Genomic DNA, 18,047 nt, shown 5'->3' with positions numbered 1-18,047 from the left:
GTGATGATCCCTCTCACCCTATGATTATCATGGCCCATAACGTTATCAGGAAAATAGAATGCGTAGACTACCTCCGGTATTACTTGAAGACGGTTGCCCTAGAGAGTTAATCTCATTGATCAGAACGATTTTAGCGGCCTGTAAAGAAATTTCATTCCGCGTCGGCCAAGGTGCCCTGTCCGGTGTACTAGGTTCAACGCTTGATGAAAACATTCAAGGCGAAACACAAAAGAAACTCGATGTTCTGACCAACCAACTACTTAAAGATATTTTACTGGAGTCAGGCTACGTAAAAGCGATAGCCTCAGAAGAAGAAGACTACACAGTAGCTGGTAACCCGAATGCAGAATATATCGTTGCGTTTGACCCACTTGATGGCTCATCAAATACCGATATCAATTCACTGGTTGGTACTATTTTCTCAGTAATGAAAGCGCCTGAAGGCTCAGATCCTGCAGATCAAAGTATCTTTATGCAACCGGGTAAAAGCCAAGTCGCTGCGGGATATGTATTATATGGCCCATCTACAGTGCTTGCATTAACGACTGGCAAAGGTACTCGTTTCTTCACGCTAGATAAAACACACGGCAGCTTCTTATTAACTCAAGATTTTGCCCAAGTACCAGAAGAGACCAACGAATACGCCATCAATGCGTCAAATCAACGCCATTGGCAGCCTGCGATGCAAAACTACATAAATGACTTAATGGCTGGCGAAACAGGCCCACGAGCGCGTAACTTTAACATGCGCTGGATTGCCGCCATGGTCGGTGATGTTCATCGCGTGTTATGTCGCGGTGGTATTTTTACCTACCCAACCGACACTAAAGATCCAAACAAACCAAATAAGCTACGCCTACTTTACGAAGCAAACCCAATGGCTATGCTGATCGAGCAAGCCGGCGGCATCGCCTCAACTGGCACAGAACGCATTATGGATATTCAACCCGACGCTATCCACCAACGCGTAGCGGTGATTTTAGGTTCGAAAAACGAAGTAGAAACCTGCTTGGGATATCATAAGTAATAGACTTTAGGATAGAGGAGCTAGGTAAAAGGCTCTAGGAAAGTGATTTCCTCAGATAACAATCACATCGTAGGCGCGGCTTTATGCCGCGTTTTTTATTTTCAGCCATATCAAGGCGAAGTTAGCCGCAATATCCCTAGAACCTAGCCCCTACTAACTTGCTAATAATTCAACCAACTTCGCAACTTTACTCTTATCAAGCTCGCCCATTTGTTCGCTGTTGCTGAGGGCATAGATAACCCCTTCGACGCCGCTGTAGTCGATGTCGGTTCTAGATTCTATAACATTCGCCCACAACTCCAGATCGTCTAAATCAATCTCATCTGCTTGGCAGCGAGTGAGCACATCCAAAACAGTTGCGAGCGTCAATATGTAAATTGGGCCTTGGTTATCTATTGTTGATGCAACAATAATACTTATTGCCTCGTCTTTGTATTTACCAAAAGTGACAAATTCTGCTAACGCTTGTGCTCTGTTCATTTTTAATTATCTGTTATCCTGTAACTGACTATTTCATTAAAGATTAAAATATATCTAATGACTATTTTAGCCTGCTCGCAATGCCAAGCGACTCTTAACTGCAATGTTGATGATATCAATGCCTGTTGGTGCAATGAGCTGCCTGCTATTTTACCGCTTGATAGCACAACCACCAGCTGTTTATGCAGAGATTGTACGTTGACTAAAATCAATCTATTTTTAAATGCCCTCTATCAGCAACCACTTAAAAACCAGCTTAGTTTTGCAGCCTCTTTCTCTAGCCATAATCCCCTAATAGAAAATCTCGATTATACAATGCAGAACAATTATATGGTGTTCTCACGCTGGTTCTTTTTAAAACGTGGTACATGTTGTAAAAACAATTGTAAAAACTGCCCATTCAAAAACACAAAATTAACAAGTGATGCAAAATAGCAAAAAAACCATAAAGAGAAAAAAATTCATACAAATATTAATATGCAATAAAAACTCTTTAAAGCACTAAAAAACGTTTTTTGATGAATATTTTATCTATATAATTGCATATTAATTTCCGTACCCTTTCAGCCATCTTGTTTATCTTTTTATAACATGCTTTCTTATTAGAAAATGACAACCAGATAAACAAAAAACAGGATAATCAATGAAACAGTTCAAGCCTAATATTGTCGCTTGCGCAATAGCCGCCCAATTTTTTACTGCCGGTCATGCTGTTGCAGCGGAGCAACAAGTTGCAACAGAAAAAGCAATTGAAACAATTCAAATTACCGCGACTCGTCGTGCGGGCTCAGTGCAAGAAGCACCACTTAATATTACCGCCCTTGATGGTGATGTGATCAAAGATCAAAACATTGGTGATCTTGAAGATGTGGCACGCTGGGTGCCAGGTTTAACTATTTCTGATCAAGGTGGCCGTGAAGGTTCACCAATTATTGTCCGTGGCTTAAATACCAATACTTCTGATCGTATTTCTGATGGTGGTACAGTAGCGACTTACGTGGGTGAAATTCCACTAAATATTGATTTACGCTTAACAGACGTAGACCGTGTTGAAGTGCTTATTGGTCCACAAGGTACATTATACGGAGCGGGAACATTAGGTGGTGCAATTCGTTACTTATTAAAACAACCTCAGCTCGATATTACCGAAGGGCAAGTCACTGGTGATGTGTTTAGCTTAAACGAAAGTGACGGCACTGGCGGTGAGTTTGGTTTAGTATTTAATACGCCGTTAATTGACGATGTATTGGCAATCCGCGCTAGCGTCAATTACTACACCAACCCAGGTTATATCGATTATAACTTCGTAGTACAAAACCCAGGCGTATCAAACCCAAATCCTGATTTTACCAACCCACAGGATGTTAGTGCTAACTTGCGCAGTGTCAGTGATGTAAATGATGAGCAAATTACCACAGGTCGTGTGTCACTGCGCTGGCAAGCTAATGAAGCTGTAGAGGCAACGCTAAACTATTTTTATCAAAAACAAGAAAATGGCGGTAATTCTACATCGCAATATAATTCATTAAGTGACAGCAGTGCCTTACAAGGTATGGTGGGTCAATACGAAAATGCCGCCCGCATACTTGAGCCTGGTGAAGAAGAAAACGACTTATTAAGCTTGGAAATTAAAGCGGATCTAGGCTTTGCTGAACTTGTCTCAGCATCTGGTTGGTCAAGCTATGAGCAATCTGGGCAACGCGACCAAACAGACTTGCTTTACGACATATGGACTGGTTATGCAGAATTTCCAGCGTTTGTTGCGCAAACCTTGGATACATCAAAACGTGATAGTTTCACTCAAGAAATTCGTTTAGTGTCTAACTCTGATAGCGCTTTTAACTGGATTGTCGGTGGTTACTACAACAAGCTTGAAACTCACTCAGATGATCGCGAATACACACCCGGTTTAACTGAGTTTTGGGGCGATGATATTCCTAATCTGCAACAAGACCTCGAGTATATTTTAGTCAGTGATTCTGAGACCACTGAAAAAGCGCTATTTGGTGAAGTAGGTTATGCGTTTACCGATCAATTTAACGTGACACTTGGTGCACGTTTCTATGAATATGATGTATCAACCACGGCAGGTTCAGCGACTCCACTGTATTCAGGTGACTTTGAATCTCTTAACGATTTAGCAATGGAAAACGTTAGCGCTAGCGACAACGGTAATCTATTTAAATTTAATGCCAGCTACACATTTGATTCAGGAGTGCTTGCTTATTTTACCGTAAGTGAAGGCTTTAGAATCGGCGGTGGTAACGGCATTGCCCCTTGTCCTGACGTACTACCGGAACAACAAATTGTTTGTGCTCTTCCGAATGAAGAAGATTATAAACCAGATACCACCGTTAACTATGAACTTGGTTTTAAATCGAGCTGGTTTAAAAATCGTCTACACTTTAACGCGGCATTGTTTAATGTTGATTGGAAAGATGCGCAAGTTGGTACTGCAACGGTAAATGGTCAAGAGCTAATTACCTCTAATGCCGGAGCAGCTAATTCAAAAGGCGTGGAAATTTCTTCTCGCGCTATAATTGCTGATAACTGGACGGCCTACGCAACTTACGCCTATGCAAAAGCTGAACTAACCGAGGATGCACCAGGTTTATTAGGTACATTAGATAAAAAATATACACAGTATCAAGCATACTACGATGGTACTGACGGCGACCGCTTACCAGGCGCGCCTGAGCATCAGCTTTCATTCGGCCTGCGTTATGAACAAGATGTACTAGACGATAAACTACTGAGCATTAACTACGGTATGACCGCGCAAAGTGATGTGATCACTAAAGTTGGCTTAAAAGCCGATGGTGAAACACTTGCAGGCTATGCATTGAGTAATCTATCAGCCAAGCTAACGGGTGATATGTGGTCTGCCACTATTTATGTTGATAATTTATTCGATAAGTATGCCTTTACTTCGGTACGCCGTGATAAATCATGGGCAGGTATGGCAAAATATGAAGAGCTAAATAAAGAGCTGCCTGAACTACAGCGTGTGTATGGTCACTACACTACAGCGCCGCGTACTATCGGCATGAAGTTTACGTATAACTTTGAACTGTAATAACGGTTATCTATAAATTAAAAAAGCCTTGGTGTTTTACGCCAAGGCTTTTATGCTTATTGCCATGCTGACATCGATACAAAAAAACCTACAACAACAAATTGAGCACGCTATTAATCATAGCAAGCTTAATGACGCGCACTTACTACTGATCAGTAATATTAAAAACACACCAGATGATCACTTTAGCTATTTTTTGCTAGCGCAAGTAAATGTTGCAGCAAATGATATAAGCAAAGCAAATAAACTCTTAAGCAAGGCGATTAGTATTGAGCCCCTACCTTTATATTTTGCTCACTCAGCCAAATTTGCCGTACTGCGCGGGCAGCTGTTAGATGCGCAGCAATATATAACTGAAGCAATAAAACATCCATATTATGAAGTTATTGAATGCGATTTAATTGCTAATGTACTGACTCGTTTGGGCCATTATCCACTGGCGCTCGAGTGGCAATTACGGGCCTATAAACATGCTCCTGAAAATCCACAAATCTGTTATAACTTAGCAGTGGCATATAAAATAATGGGGCAATTTAGTGATGCAATACTGCTACTACAAATGCTTGTTAAACAGTATCCGCAACATTTTCAAGCTCACTATTCGCTAGCTGAACTTAACAATAACAAGCAGGCCAAGCAGCATTTACAACAGCTGTTAACTTTAACCGAATACGCTAAAACGCCGATGCAGCAACAATTTCTGCACCATGCGATTGCACTCAATTACGAGCACTGCGCTGATTATAAGCAAGCCTTTGCCCACTTTACTACAAGTAAGCAAGCGATCTGTCAGCATGTAAAATATGATGCGCAAGCTCACAAAGCATTTAGCCAGCAACTGATAACCTTAAGTCACAGTTATACGCCGTCCTTAAGCGACAACGATTTTACTCCGATATTTATTGTTGGTATGCCGCGCTCAGGGACTACTTTGCTAGAAAAAATAATGAATCAATCAGATTTGGTGCAAGGTGTTGGTGAACTCAATGATATTGCCCAGGTTTGCCAAGGTAATAATGCTCAGGCATTAAATAGCGTGGTGCTCAATGACGCATATAAAAATGCTGCGTTAATGGCGAAGTTGAGTCAGTATAAACAGCGTATTAGTCAACTAGTAGCAGCACAGCTACGCAGCTGCGACAAACAGCCATTTAATTTTTACTATATCGATTTAATTTTAGCGGCTTTCCCGAAGGCTAAAATCATTTGCATGCAACGAGGCCGAAAAGCTAGCTGTATAGCTAATTACCGCCAACTGTACAGCCCAGCCAGTGCGTTTCATCACTATAGCTATAACCTGCAAGACATCGATAGTTTTTATCAAGATTACAGCTCTTTGATAAATCATTTTGCAGCAAAACACCCGGATAATGTGATGATTATGCAATACGAAACATTAGTATCAGAGCCAATCACAAGCACGCAGCTGCTCTATGATTTTTGTGATTTACCTTGGCAAGTTAAGTGTCTGGATTTTCATAAGCAACATAGCCCGTCGGCAACAGCAAGCAAAGTACAAGTACGCCAGCCTCTCAATAATAAAGCCATTGATTACTGGCAGCACTACGGATTTGCGTTTAACGCGAAGGACAAGGACCCGTTTCGATAGGTAGTTCGTCTCGGCCGCCCCACTCACTCCATGAGCAGTCATAAACATGCAGATTTTCATATCCGCACTCATCGGCAAATAACGCCAAGATGCATGCAGTAACGCCGGAGCCACAACTAAATTGCAAGGTAGTTTGCAGATCTGCTTGATCGCCAAGTACAGCCTCGAAAGCAGCTTTAATATCAGCGAATGGTTTTGCTTCGCCATCATCCAATAATTCAACAAAAGGTAAAGCGCGGCTATTTGGAATATGGCCGCTGCGCATCCCAGCTCTCGGCTCTGCCATTTCACCTAAATAACGCTGATAACCTCGTGCATCAAGTAGTACGGTATGTTCATCATCTATGCCCTGAAAGACTGCAGCAGCATCAATAAAGTAACCAACTCGCGGTTTGGCAACAAAGTTACCTTTATGATAATGGCGGCTATATTCAATTTGAGTTAAATAACCCAACGACTGCCACTTAGCAAGGCCACCACCGAGTACTTTGACATTATCAAAGCCCATGGCTTTAAACATCCACCAACCTCTTGCAGCACTAAATAAGCCTTGGTCTTCGTAGATGATAACTAAGGAATCTTTATCAACCCCCATTAACTGCATCTGCTGAGTAAATTGCTCCGCACTGCACATGGTATGCGGTAGCGGATTGTCTTGATCGGCTAATTGCTTTTTAAAGTCAAAACGCTGCGCATTAGGTAACTTAGCTTCTGGTTTATACTCTCCCAGCTTACCTGGACGCACCATACCGGCATCAAAAATAATCAGCTTGGGGTCGTTTAAGTGCTCGTTCAACCACTGGCAAGTTACGATGTTTTTCATTGTTATCCTTTACTTCATTAATTTGCTGAGAAAAAACATCCAATCCTAACAAACGTTTTTCAACAGCATCAGCATGTTCTTTTGAGCAATCTTGCCACCTTCCTTGGACACTGTAAACATGCTTTAAATAATTGAAAAATTGATTTCTAAGTTGAGCATTGAATTGCCAACCTTGGTTCATTTGCGATATTTTTTCACTTAACTCCTCATTATTGCGCGCATGTAAAACCAATTCATCAATGTTATAGCAAGCCTGCCCAAGCGTAATAACACGGCGCCCTAACAATAACGCCTCTAGTCCGACGGTAGAATTAATCGTGATCACGGCCTGTGCATTTTCTATTAAATCAGCCGTCACATTGCCGTTGGCAAATACTGCCTGAGGGTGCTTTTTATATAAATGAGAATAGTGTTTATGCCAAGAGGGGTGTTCTTTAAATACCACTTTTAACTCTGGATCATTTAGTTTTTCAATCGCTGTCATTACTTCTGTAAATAACATCTCCATTGAATTAATCCAGGGCGAATAACAAACGATTTGCGTATCATGGGGAACCTGAAAAGGCACGAAAATATACCTTGGCGGTAACTTACTCTGTAAAAATGCTTTACGTTTTTTGTGATTTGATCGAGGCATTAACGCTAAAGCGCTTAAATCAGATGCATATGATGATTCAAAATTAAGGTAAAAATTTCGATCACGCTTAATTGCAGATGCAAAGTTAACACCTTTAGGATCTAAACAGCTAGTATTTGGCAGCAAGCCATTTTCATAATAAAAAACGTTAATTTCTAGCTTTTTCGCCGCTTTTACTACTGTGATATTAGGCAGTTTATGACCATTCCAAATAACCAGATGTGTTGGTTTTTCCCGAGTAAGTAACGCCAAATACTTAGCGTAGCGACAACGCTCGACAAAATTGAGTAGAAGGTAATAAGGTAAGATTAACAAGTAACTATGCCAAATAGCATGCTTTGCTTGTTTACGCTTTATCTGAGTAGCTATTATATCGTCAAAAGACGCTTTAAATGCCTCCGGTAAGTACTTTAATGCACGCAGTATTGGCTTACCAAAAATATGTAAACTAGCACTTAAATTTAGTTGAGTGATTAACTTTTTATAGTAGCGAGCATGTACATTGCGACGAGATACGAATAAAAAGTGCATAGGGTGCTTATACCAATTTTAATATTTGATATAAATACTAAGCCGTAATAATGACTTATTTATGAATGAAGCGTTACAATACTTTATTAGCTACTTAAAAGATGCAGATCACATAGATTTATTTTACTGTAGTAAAATTGTATTATAGGCGGTAAAACTTAATAAATAAGATGGCGTTATCTAATTCTTCTGCCACATATTGAATTACCAATTAAAAATCTAAAAGCGACCCATTATGCCTAAACATTACTTGCTTTATGTAGAACAACCTTACAGCTTTGCTATTTTACGCCCAATTCAAGATGCAATTAGAGCAAATGGAGATAAAGCCTGCTGGTTTATTACAAAAAGAAGTGGAATTGCCAACGGCTTGTTAGAAGGAGAGCAACAACTTAAAAATATTGAAGATGTCAAAAACTTTAATCCCTGCGCAGTGTTCGTACCTGGAAATGTAGTCCCAGATTTTTTCCCCGGAGTGAAAGTGCAAGTTTTTCATGGCTTAGAATATAAAAAGAAAGGTCATTTTGCTATTCGAGGTTTTTTTGATTTGTACTGTACTCACGGTCCTCTTACAACGGAACCATTTACACGCTTAGCAGAAAAATACCGTTATTTTAGAGTGATAGAAACTGGCTGGCCGAAACTTGATCCTTATTTTAATTACGAAAAACGGCAAAATGAGAAGCCCGTTATCTTATATGCGCCAACATTTTCGCCAAATTTATCTTCTCTCGAGATTTTATTTGAGCAAATAAAATCACTTGCAAGTAGTGGTGATTACGATATAAAACTGAAGTTTCATCCAAAAACTAAACCTCAGTGGCAAAAGCTTTATCAGACTCTGGCTGAAATGGAACATTTTGAAATTTGCCAAAACGATAACTTAATCCCATTAATTCAACACGCTGATGTGGTTATTTCAGATACATCAAGTGCAGTCGATGAATCATTATTATTAGGCAAACCCGTTATCACCTATAACAATAGCCAACCTCAAGATGCTTTAATTAATATCACAGCTGCAGAGCAATTAACTAACGCGCTAGAGCAAGCATTATCTTTCAGCGATGAGCAGCAACTGAAAATTAACCAGTATATAACTCAAGTACATCCTTTTACTGATGGAAACAGCGCTCAACGCATACTAGCAGCAACTGCACAGATTATTGAGACCGGAGTTATGCAAAAGCCGCTTAATCTACTGCGCAGATACAAAATCCGTAAAGCGCTAAACTATATGAAATTAAAGTAATTAAATCGAAGGTGGGCAGGCCCCACCTTACAACATTTATTGCGATAATGGATTACGTACCACTTCAATAATTTCAGTGGTTGAAATTGATGGGGTTCGAGTAAGGTATTTAACATCACACAAGCTTTTAAATTCATCAAAACGTCCAGCCCAATCATCCCCCATTACTAATAAGTCAGCATTATGTTCAGTAATGTACTCACCTTTAAGCTCTAATGATTTCTCAATAAACACCTCATCAACGCAACGCAATGAACTGATTATTCTCACTCTATCTGCTTCACTGTAAACTGGATTACGGCCTTTTTTTGACCTATTAAGAGCATCTGAAGATACACCTACAATTAAGTAATCACCCAGTGCTTTCGCTCGCTCTAATATATTGATATGGCCAACATGGAAAATATCAAACGTCCCAAAAGTTATTACTCGCCTCATTTATTTTCCTCTAAATAGTTAGCAATGCGCTCAGCAGATAAGCCATCCATTTTACCAGCGAGCAACTTAATAAGTCTCGCCCTATTTTCTTTAAAAACGTCACTCTCGTAACTAGATTGACTAATCATATTGGCGAGATCTTGATAATGCTTAGCAGGGTAACAAATTTCATTAAAATAATGAATATCATCATCCAAACGCCCTTTCAAACGAAATGAAAAAATACCACGGTAACTCCAGCGTAATTTATAGAAGTCACACCATATAACGGGTTTATCTAGTGCAGCAAATTCAAAAATAGCTGACGATGCGTCTGAAAGCATAATATCGGCAACCGCAATAAATGGTGTTAAATCAAATTGATTTTCATCCGCAATATAAACATTTGTGTGTTTTTTCCAATTAGCTAATTTAAAGCGTTGTTTTTTATAACGTGGTTTTGTAAGCGTAAAAAAGTGTGGTTTTATAATTATATTATAATCTGCAAAGTCATACGCAAAATGGTCGCTCATACACTCAATTGAACTTGGATAAAATGTAGGCGCATATAGCAATGTTCTTTTATTAGGATCCAGACCGAGCTTTTCCAGTGATATTTTTTCAACACTGTAGTCAAATAGAGGATCTAACTTCGCATAACCTGAGTCAATAAAAGTACCGTTAGGATAAAGGCTTTGTAATCGCTTTTTCCGATGTACCCCTTCAACAAACCTTACAGTCATTCCTGCATTTGATACATCGTAGTAGCACTGTTTGGGGCCAATTCCGTGTTGCATCAGTGCTGTTTTTTTATTTAACTTTTCGCTTTGTGGAAATGCATTACCAAATATAATCCAATCAACTTCACTTTTTTGGTAAAAAGCAAAAGCCTGACTGGTATCATTTAGCCAAACTGCTGATAGCCGATTGTCTGCAATAAACTTATTGCAAACAGAAATTAGTTTCGCATCCTGCGATTTATAAAAAATCAATACACATTTATGCCCTTTTTTGGTCAGCTTTTTTATAACTGGTAAGTATTGAGGGATATAATAAATATGCAAAACATCAAAATACACGAACATAATTTACATTAATTTAACCAAAAACAAATGCCATTGTACAGAAACCATAATTTTATTTCAGCCTAAACTATCATAACAACGACTATTTTTGCTTAAATCTTAATAATCTCGGTTCTCAGTGGTGCCATTTTCGCGAGTATTTTATTTTGCACTGTATGACTAATATTTTGTTCATTCATGGCATTGATTAACAAATCAACCACATGATTAAAGTCACCCTCCGTGATGTGCATGCCAGTATGAATATCAACCATACTATCACGCGTGTACTCACAGGGCCCATCAGTTAGTACACACAAATGATTAATAAAGCCTTCTTGGAAATGGCTAATATTTGCATGCTCAAAGTAATGAATAATTTGTTCGTCATTACCGATTTGATTAATGAAACTATCAACCAGTCTTTGTAGCCCTGCTTGACCACCAAGTTGCTGATACAACGTTAGATTTGAAGCCGATGAACAACCTGCTAAGCTGGCTATTAACACTATCGTTGTTAGTATTTTTCCCATTACCAATATCCTGTTACCGATAAGTACCAACCGGTTTGGTCTTTTGCCCCAGCAATGCTACCTAAATCAAGGTATGCTGCAGTGACACTTACGTATTTATTTGGTATCCAAGCAACAAACACATCTTGCCAATCTTGCTCACCCAATCCGAGATTATTTGATTTTTGACGATACTCTATTCCAACAGCAACTTCTCGACTAAGAAAAATGGCAGTACTACCTTCAAATAAGAGTTTTTCATTGCTATTCGCCCCACCGTATCCGAGTAAGCCAAGCTGATTTGCTTCACTATAACGCGTGGTAACATTCCAAAACCAGTTATAACCTGCAATGGCCCCTAAATGTAGCTTGCTTGCAGCAAGGTAAATATCCGTACCGGAGGTATCCTTAGCCCCGACTAACATAGCGACTGCGCCATCATCAAGTGATTTATGTTGTACTCCCAAGGTAACTTGAGGCCAGTCACTATAAACAATATCACCATAGAGCCTAATCTTAACACCGCTGATTTCTTGTTCTATCTCGGTATTTAGCGCCGGCACAGCAAAGTTTTGCTGTGCATAGCTAAGCTCAACGCGATTAAATAAGTTAACTTGTGCACCGCATACATCTAAGCTGTAATCGGTAACATCGGCCCGACTACAAAAGCCATTAATAGAAAACTCATCCTCGCTGGCATAACCCGCAAGCTGCGCCCAAGGCACGATACCACCACCACCACTACCTTCTACTTGCGATACTCCTGGCGTTGCTAGCAGCTTGCCTTTTGAGGCAAAAGTATTAAATGCAGATAATGCGATAACAGTTAAACATAATAATTTAAGCTTTTTCATTATACTGCTCCAACCATTGCTCAAACACGTCTGCTTTGAGTGGACGACTTAGATAATACCCTTGCACATGATCACACTGCATTTTTTGTAGCAGCTCTAGCGACTCTAATGTTTCAACCCCTTCGGCTACCACAGAGAAGCCAAGCTGATGACCTAAGGTAATCGTAGATTCAACAATAAACTGATCTTTTTCAGATTCATCTAGTTTAAGAATGAAACACTTATCTAACTTCAGCTCGTCAATAGGTAACATTTTCAGGCGCCCTAGCGATGTTTGCCCAACCCCATAATCATCAAGAGAAATTTTGACACCGATTGCTTTCAAGTTTTCCAACGCTTGAATACCTTTTTCTTCATTTTCAATCATATCGCGCTCTGTTAATTCAATCGTGATAAGCGCAGGTGCAACTGAAAACTGTTTTAATGTACGAATTAAATTGGAGTGAAAGCCGGGATAAGCGATATCTTGGGCTGAAACATTAATTGCAGCTTGCATATAAATGCCTTGCTGTTGCCAAAGTCCGACCTGTGCTATTACTGTTTTTACCACCCAACCGGTAAGGTCAACAATTAATCCCGATTGTTCAGCTAGGTCAATAAATAGCTCCGGCGATACCCAACTACCATCCTTGCGTTGCCAACGAATAAGCGATTCCACTTTATTGATTTGTTGTGTAGCGATATGTAATTTAGGCTGATAGGTCATAAACAATTGACCATCGTCATCATTAATCGCTTGCTTGAGCTCATCGATCATAATGAGCCTATCAAGATGCGCTTCATCCTCTCCAGGCAGGTAATAATGAATATTTTCATGAGCACTTGCGGCACTATCCACAGCAATCAAGACCCGACGCATTAAATCATCCGCTTGTAACCCTTGCGAAGGATACTCCACCACACCAGCACTAAAACGTAAATTGATTTTAAGCTTTTGAATAGTATAACCAGCTTGTAACTGCGCCATTAACCCGACTATGCCACTTTTAAGATTACGCCCTGCACTACTAGGAAAAGCGGTTAAAAATTCATCACCACCAATACGTGCATGTAAACCACCAAACTCATCTGAAAACTCAGCAATACGTAAAGCCACAGCTTTTAAGCAGTCATCGCCAATACGAGCTCCTAGCTTATCGTTAATATGCCTAAGACCACGAATATCGATTGCCACTAAGGTGTATTCTTGGTTTTGTTCAAGATTTTCGCTCAACACTTCCAGCATTGCAGAACGATTATAAAAACCAGTTAAAGAATCATGCTTTGCGGCAAAGCTAATTTGTTGTTCACGCTCTTGGATATCATTACCCATGTTCTTAAAAGCATCAATTAATGTAGCTATTTCATTGCTTTGGTTTTTACTCATCGCATCAACACTGTAGTTTCCTCGCGCAAACTGCCGCGCTAAACTCGCCAACTGTGATAACGGCATGGTTAAGTTTTTGGCCAATAAACTACTAGTAATAACGCCGATAAAAATCGTTAAAGACGCAAGAATGACTAACGTGTAAAACAATCTCTCAAATTCACTGTAACTCTGCGTTAGATCAGCACTAAGCAATACATTAACGGGATGATCGTCAAGTGAAGGCAAATGTACATCGCGATTGCGATATACCAATTGTTCACCAAAAATACGTTTTGTGGTGGAATTATGAAAATACTCGTTTGGAATAAATGGGCTTGGACGCTCTAACAAAGAGCTTTTAACCAAATTATCGCTTTTAGCTATAAAGCTTACATCCATACCTGTTAAGTTTTTTAGTTCAACCGCAACCTCATCATCAATTTTAAAACCTACTAAACTGTAGGCGATAGTACGCGGGGCTTTAACTGGTAGTAAAATGACTTGATACAATTGTTCGTGTAGCACTACAAAACTAGATTGCTCGGTATTATTGAGCAACTCATTCATTAATTCTTGTAAGTTATTATTAAAATCTTGCTGTTTATTAGTAGAAATTAACTTTCCTGACAGATCTAGAAGCAGCATTAAATCAGCATTGATTCGCTGACTATGATTATACAATGCGCTACTAATGGTATTTGCATCTTTGGTAGCAACCGCTTGTTTAAAGCCAAAATCAGCAGTCAGTACTTTTGCAGCTGTGAGCAATAAACTTTCTTTTGACGCTAGGTACTGCTTATAGACATTTTCAGCCACATTAATATCTTGGGTGACCTTTTTTTCATTAAATTGACTCGTCGACCACCAAAAACTAAATAAGCTCACAACAGTAGTTAATAACACTAAGCCTACACATAAAACAGTTATGCGATTTTTTAAACTATTAGTCATTCCCACCCTTAAACTTACTACCAAAAGTATTACGTGGCTTAGGCTCAGTTGTTTGCAGTGTCACTTGTAAACTATGAGGTGAATTTACAGCTAACGTTAAAGGCTGTTTTGCTTCGAGTGCGTTCTTTTGTAAAGCATGCCAAATAGTTAGCTGTACTGGCAAATTTAGGCCACTTAGTTGCACATTCCCATGCTCATCACTTTGATAAACATCAGCGCTTTTCGCAACATAAATATACCCTAGCATAGAATCATGGATATTACAGCCAAGCACCACAACCCCTTGATTTTCAAATGTAATCGGAGATTCTGGTTGTCCAGAATATAACTTTAACTGAAATGGTTTAGCTTCCGAGAAAGAATATACATGGTGGCGAATATTATCGCTATTAGGAAAGTTCACTTGCTGCCCTTGGTGAGCAATCAAAAGCGTTGGTGAAAACTGCTTATCTACTTGATCCATTATCAGTACAGGTAACTGTTGCGATAATGTTTTATTGCTTTCGCTAGCAATTTCTATCACTGCATTGGTGAGAGGCTGCCCATATTGATCAACGATGTTGAGCGTAACATCTTGCGCATAAACATCGCATGCAAGCACCATAGCGAAAACTGTCATGATGCTTTTTGTTGCCATTACTTGCAGTCTCATTTGGTCATCCCCTGTTGTGCGAACACTAACATATGAGTATCTCTAATTAATCTTAGGTTAAGTTAATTAGAGACTGACTCTAAATGCAAGAATAAAAGCCCAGTAACTATAAATAATAGCAAAACTCTAAGCTTTTAAAATGGTGCAAGTTGATTACTAGTAATTAAGCATTAGAAATTAAACCATATTGCCCGTCTAAAATGGCAATTACTTCACTACGCGGATCTGTTGGAATTAAAATATCACGACCCACAATTTTGCTAGCGATACCTACATAAGTATCAGAAACAGCTAACATAACCGACTCAGGTAAAATGTAATCTTTTGCTAGTTGCTCACGTTCAAGCATGCGATCTTTATTCAATAACACATCACTATCAGGCACATTATTAATTAACAATTGGCGGAACCCTTCTTTAGAGTTCTCAACAATTTTACCATCACGATACGCAGCACCATCCCAAATTCTTGATGAATCAGGCGTCCCAACTTCATCGATATAGATTAGTTTATCTGTACCATCAATATCTTCTACATAGCCAAACTCAAATTTTGTATCGACAAAGATTTGATCTAGTTTACCTAGCTCAGCACTAATTAAAGCAAAACCCTCAACAAGTAATTTCTCGTATTGAGCAACATCATCTTCGGACTTAAAATTAAACACACTCAAGTTATTAGTTATGTTTTCACGGGTAATATTGACATCATCCACCGCAGGAATATCTGCAACGCCAGTAATAATACCTTTTGTTGATGGCGTAATTAACACATCGTCTAACTTTTGATTAGCCGTTAAGCCTTCAGGTAATTCTAATCCACAGAAATTACGTACACCTTTACTGTAATCACGCCACATGCTGCCCGTAATGTACTGACGAGCAATTGCTTCTACTTTTACTGTACTGGCTTTACGTACAATCCACACATACGGATGCGGAATATCAACAATGTGATTCCCTGCAAGGCCTGCCTGATCAAATAACTTAAACCAATGAGCAGCAACTGTGTTTAATGCGACCCCTTTACCTGGCACGCCATTTAAACCATTTTCGCCCTGCCATATACAATCAAATGCAGAGATACGATCAGAAATAACCATAATAGCCAGTTCTGTACCCTTTGGCACTTGGTAACCTTTGTCACTGATCAAACGCGCGCTGTCTTCGTCTGTTAACCAATAAACTGAACGTACTTTGCCACTGTGAACTGGGCCCTTTGTGCGTATTGGTAAGTCATCGTTTACGTCTAAAACTTTATAGCTAGTCATGCTATCTCCGAGTATATGGCACGCCCTGTAAGGGCGATCGTATGGGTATGGGGTTATAAGCCGCTAATAATAATCGAGACCGGGGGAAATCACAATTAAAGCACTATGTGATTTAACGCAGTTTAGTTGGTATTTTATTATACACGTTATAAGATAACATCAAAATCCAGTAGTAATTTACGTGATGATTAATATACAGCAGCTAAGTTTTAAATGGCAAAAACAACAAGTCAAACCCACTTTAGCAATTGCAACACTTAGCATTGCTAAAGGCGAACATGTGTTTTTACATGGCCCTAGCGGCTGTGGTAAATCCACTTTATTATCGTTACTTGCAGGTATTAACCGTCCTACATCAGGCCAATTGAGTATTTTAGGTTGTGAACTGGGTCAATTAAGTAAAAGTAAATGCGATAAGTTTCGCGCTGAGCATATTGGGTATATCTTTCAAAATTTTAATCTACTTCCTTACCTATCACCGATTGATAATGTCACATTAGGTTGCCAATTTTCAAAACCACGGCAAAAAAAAGCATTAATTAATAGTCCAACCCTTAATCAAGAGGCCTCAAGGCTATTAAATGCACTGGGCTTAGACGAGCAATTACACCAACAAAATGTGGCTAGCTTGAGTATTGGTCAGCAACAGCGAGTCGCGGCGGCGCGCGCCTTTATTGGCAGCCCCGAATTGATAATTGCCGATGAGCCAACGTCTGCTCTTGATGCAAACAATCGCCAGTCCTTTATCAACTTACTTTTTACACAAGCAAATGAAGCGAATAGCACCTTACTTTTTGTCAGCCATGATACCAGCTTACAACCGCTTTTTAATCGCAACATTGATTTACTGTCGCTACAGGAGCAAGGTAAATGATCCTCTTAAAACTTGCTATTAGTAGCTTATATAATCGCCGCGCTAGTGCATTCTTAACTCTGTTTACTATTGCTGTTAGTGTCATGTTATTGCTGAGTATTGAGCGAGTACGGGTTGATGCCAAAAGTAGTTTTAGTAATACCATTTCTGGTACTGATCTAATTGTTGGCGCTCGTACCGGAGATATACAGCTGTTATTGTCTTCGGTTTTTCGCATCGGTCATGCTAATAATGGCGTTAGCTGGCAAAGCTACCAATATATAAAACAGCAACGCGGCGTCAACTGGACCATTCCGCTATCACTAGGAGATAGCCATAAAGGCCAAGCGGTACTGGGCACCTCCGCTGATTATTTTCAACATTATAAATTTGCTAAAAAGCAGCAGCTTAGGTTTAGCCAAGGCCGCGCCTTCGCCCATTTAAATGAGGTCGTACTGGGCGCGCAGGTAGCAGCCAAGCTAGGCTATTCGCTGGGTGATAGTATCGTTATTTCACACGGTATGGGTAATACCAGCTTTCATCATCATGATGATAATCCTTTCACTGTGGTTGGCATTTTAGATGCGACAGGCACGCCAGTTGATAAAACCCTACATATTCCATTAGCGGCTATTGAACTGATCCACAGCGGTAACCACACCAGCCATGAACATGAACATGAACATGAACA

17 protein-coding genes are annotated in these 18,047 nt (G+C 39.6%); 7 read left to right on the top strand and 10 right to left on the bottom strand.

What is annotated here, in order from left to right; all coding sequences use genetic code 11:
- The first annotated feature begins 58 nt into the window (after nt 1-58).
- Nucleotides 59-1,027 (top strand): class 1 fructose-bisphosphatase, encoded by a 969-nt coding sequence (locus tag H5163_RS04815; RefSeq protein WP_145234740.1) that lies wholly within the window; start codon nt 59-61, stop codon nt 1,025-1,027.
- Between the two features lie 153 nt (nt 1,028-1,180).
- Here the strand turns inward: H5163_RS04815 and H5163_RS04810 are convergent, their stop codons facing one another.
- A complete protein-coding gene (locus H5163_RS04810; protein WP_145234738.1) occupies nt 1,181-1,507 on the bottom strand; it encodes a hypothetical protein in 327 nt (108 codons plus the stop codon).
- A gap of 57 nt (nt 1,508-1,564) precedes the next feature.
- Here H5163_RS04810 and H5163_RS04805 point away from each other — a divergent pair, with 57 nt between their 5' ends.
- The 3 genes from H5163_RS04805 (at nt 1,565) to H5163_RS04795 (ending at nt 6,192) form a co-directional block, all read left to right on the top strand.
- The gene (locus tag H5163_RS04805; RefSeq protein ID WP_145234736.1) at nt 1,565-1,942 is read left to right on the top strand and encodes a DUF5522 domain-containing protein; all 378 of its coding nucleotides are present in this window, start codon (nt 1,565-1,567) and stop codon (nt 1,940-1,942) included.
- Between the two features lie 208 nt (nt 1,943-2,150).
- The gene (locus tag H5163_RS04800; RefSeq protein ID WP_182734527.1) at nt 2,151-4,583 is read left to right on the top strand and encodes a TonB-dependent receptor; all 2,433 of its coding nucleotides are present in this window, start codon (nt 2,151-2,153) and stop codon (nt 4,581-4,583) included.
- Nucleotides 4,584-4,647: 64 nt separating this feature from the next.
- On the top strand, nt 4,648-6,192 hold the full coding sequence (locus H5163_RS04795) for a tetratricopeptide repeat-containing sulfotransferase family protein (protein WP_259399783.1): 1,545 nt from the start codon (nt 4,648-4,650) through the stop codon (nt 6,190-6,192).
- Here H5163_RS04795 and H5163_RS04790 read toward each other — a convergent pair.
- Together H5163_RS04790 and H5163_RS04785 are read right to left on the bottom strand one after the other, a co-directional pair.
- Complete coding sequence (locus H5163_RS04790) at nt 6,161-7,015, bottom strand: sulfurtransferase (RefSeq protein WP_182734523.1); 855 nt, start codon at nt 7,013-7,015, stop codon at nt 6,161-6,163. The genes H5163_RS04795 and H5163_RS04790 overlap by 32 nt on opposite strands.
- Nucleotides 6,948-8,183, bottom strand: a complete 1,236-nt coding sequence (locus H5163_RS04785; protein WP_145234728.1) for a capsular biosynthesis protein — start codon at nt 8,181-8,183, stop codon at nt 6,948-6,950. The genes H5163_RS04790 and H5163_RS04785 overlap by 68 nt, the downstream gene beginning before the upstream one ends.
- A gap of 235 nt (nt 8,184-8,418) precedes the next feature.
- On the opposite strand from H5163_RS04785, the gene H5163_RS04780 reads away from it, so the two are divergent.
- A complete protein-coding gene (locus H5163_RS04780) occupies nt 8,419-9,435 on the top strand; it encodes a CDP-glycerol glycerophosphotransferase family protein (protein WP_182734521.1) in 1,017 nt (338 codons plus the stop codon).
- Nucleotides 9,436-9,471: 36 nt separating this feature from the next.
- Here the strand turns inward: H5163_RS04780 and H5163_RS04775 are convergent, their stop codons facing one another.
- The 7 genes from H5163_RS04775 to H5163_RS04745 form a co-directional block, all read right to left on the bottom strand.
- Nucleotides 9,472-9,873, bottom strand: coding sequence for an adenylyltransferase/cytidyltransferase family protein (locus H5163_RS04775; RefSeq protein WP_182734519.1), 402 nt, complete (start codon nt 9,871-9,873; stop codon nt 9,472-9,474).
- Nucleotides 9,870-10,937, bottom strand: a complete 1,068-nt coding sequence (locus H5163_RS04770; RefSeq protein WP_182734517.1) for a CDP-glycerol glycerophosphotransferase family protein — start codon at nt 10,935-10,937, stop codon at nt 9,870-9,872. The genes H5163_RS04775 and H5163_RS04770 overlap by 4 nt, the downstream gene beginning before the upstream one ends.
- Nucleotides 10,938-11,029: 92 nt before the next feature.
- Nucleotides 11,030-11,449 carry a group 1 truncated hemoglobin gene (locus H5163_RS04765; RefSeq protein WP_182734515.1) on the bottom strand — a complete coding sequence of 140 codons (420 nt, stop codon included), beginning with the start codon at nt 11,447-11,449 and terminating at the stop codon, nt 11,030-11,032.
- Entirely contained in the window at nt 11,449-12,282 is an 834-nt protein-coding gene (locus tag H5163_RS04760; RefSeq protein ID WP_145234722.1) for a DUF3034 family protein, read from the bottom strand. Before H5163_RS04760 ends, H5163_RS04765 begins: the two co-directional genes overlap by 1 nt.
- A complete protein-coding gene (locus H5163_RS04755; protein ID WP_145234720.1) occupies nt 12,269-14,581 on the bottom strand; it encodes an EAL domain-containing protein in 2,313 nt (770 codons plus the stop codon). Before H5163_RS04755 ends, H5163_RS04760 begins: the two co-directional genes overlap by 14 nt.
- Nucleotides 14,574-15,233, bottom strand: coding sequence for a methylamine utilization protein (locus tag H5163_RS04750; RefSeq protein ID WP_182734513.1), 660 nt, complete (start codon nt 15,231-15,233; stop codon nt 14,574-14,576). The genes H5163_RS04755 and H5163_RS04750 overlap by 8 nt, the downstream gene beginning before the upstream one ends.
- Nucleotides 15,234-15,396: 163 nt before the next feature.
- Nucleotides 15,397-16,503, bottom strand: coding sequence for a phosphoribosylaminoimidazolesuccinocarboxamide synthase (locus H5163_RS04745; RefSeq protein ID WP_182734512.1), 1,107 nt, complete (start codon nt 16,501-16,503; stop codon nt 15,397-15,399).
- 184 nt (nt 16,504-16,687) lie between these two features.
- On the opposite strand from H5163_RS04745, the gene H5163_RS04740 reads away from it, so the two are divergent.
- Together H5163_RS04740 and H5163_RS04735 are read left to right on the top strand one after the other, a co-directional pair.
- On the top strand, nt 16,688-17,377 hold the full coding sequence (locus tag H5163_RS04740) for an ABC transporter ATP-binding protein (RefSeq protein ID WP_149983162.1): 690 nt from the start codon (nt 16,688-16,690) through the stop codon (nt 17,375-17,377).
- A partial coding sequence (locus H5163_RS04735) for an ABC transporter permease (protein WP_182734510.1) occupies nt 17,374-18,047 on the top strand: 674 nt, incomplete at its 3' end. The genes H5163_RS04740 and H5163_RS04735, both read left to right, overlap by 4 nt.

Source organism: Pseudoalteromonas sp. SG44-8, from assembly GCF_014164125.1.
Lineage (GTDB): Bacteria > Pseudomonadota > Gammaproteobacteria > Enterobacterales > Alteromonadaceae > Pseudoalteromonas > Pseudoalteromonas rhizosphaerae.
This window is presented reverse-complemented; position numbering and strand designations above follow the sequence as displayed.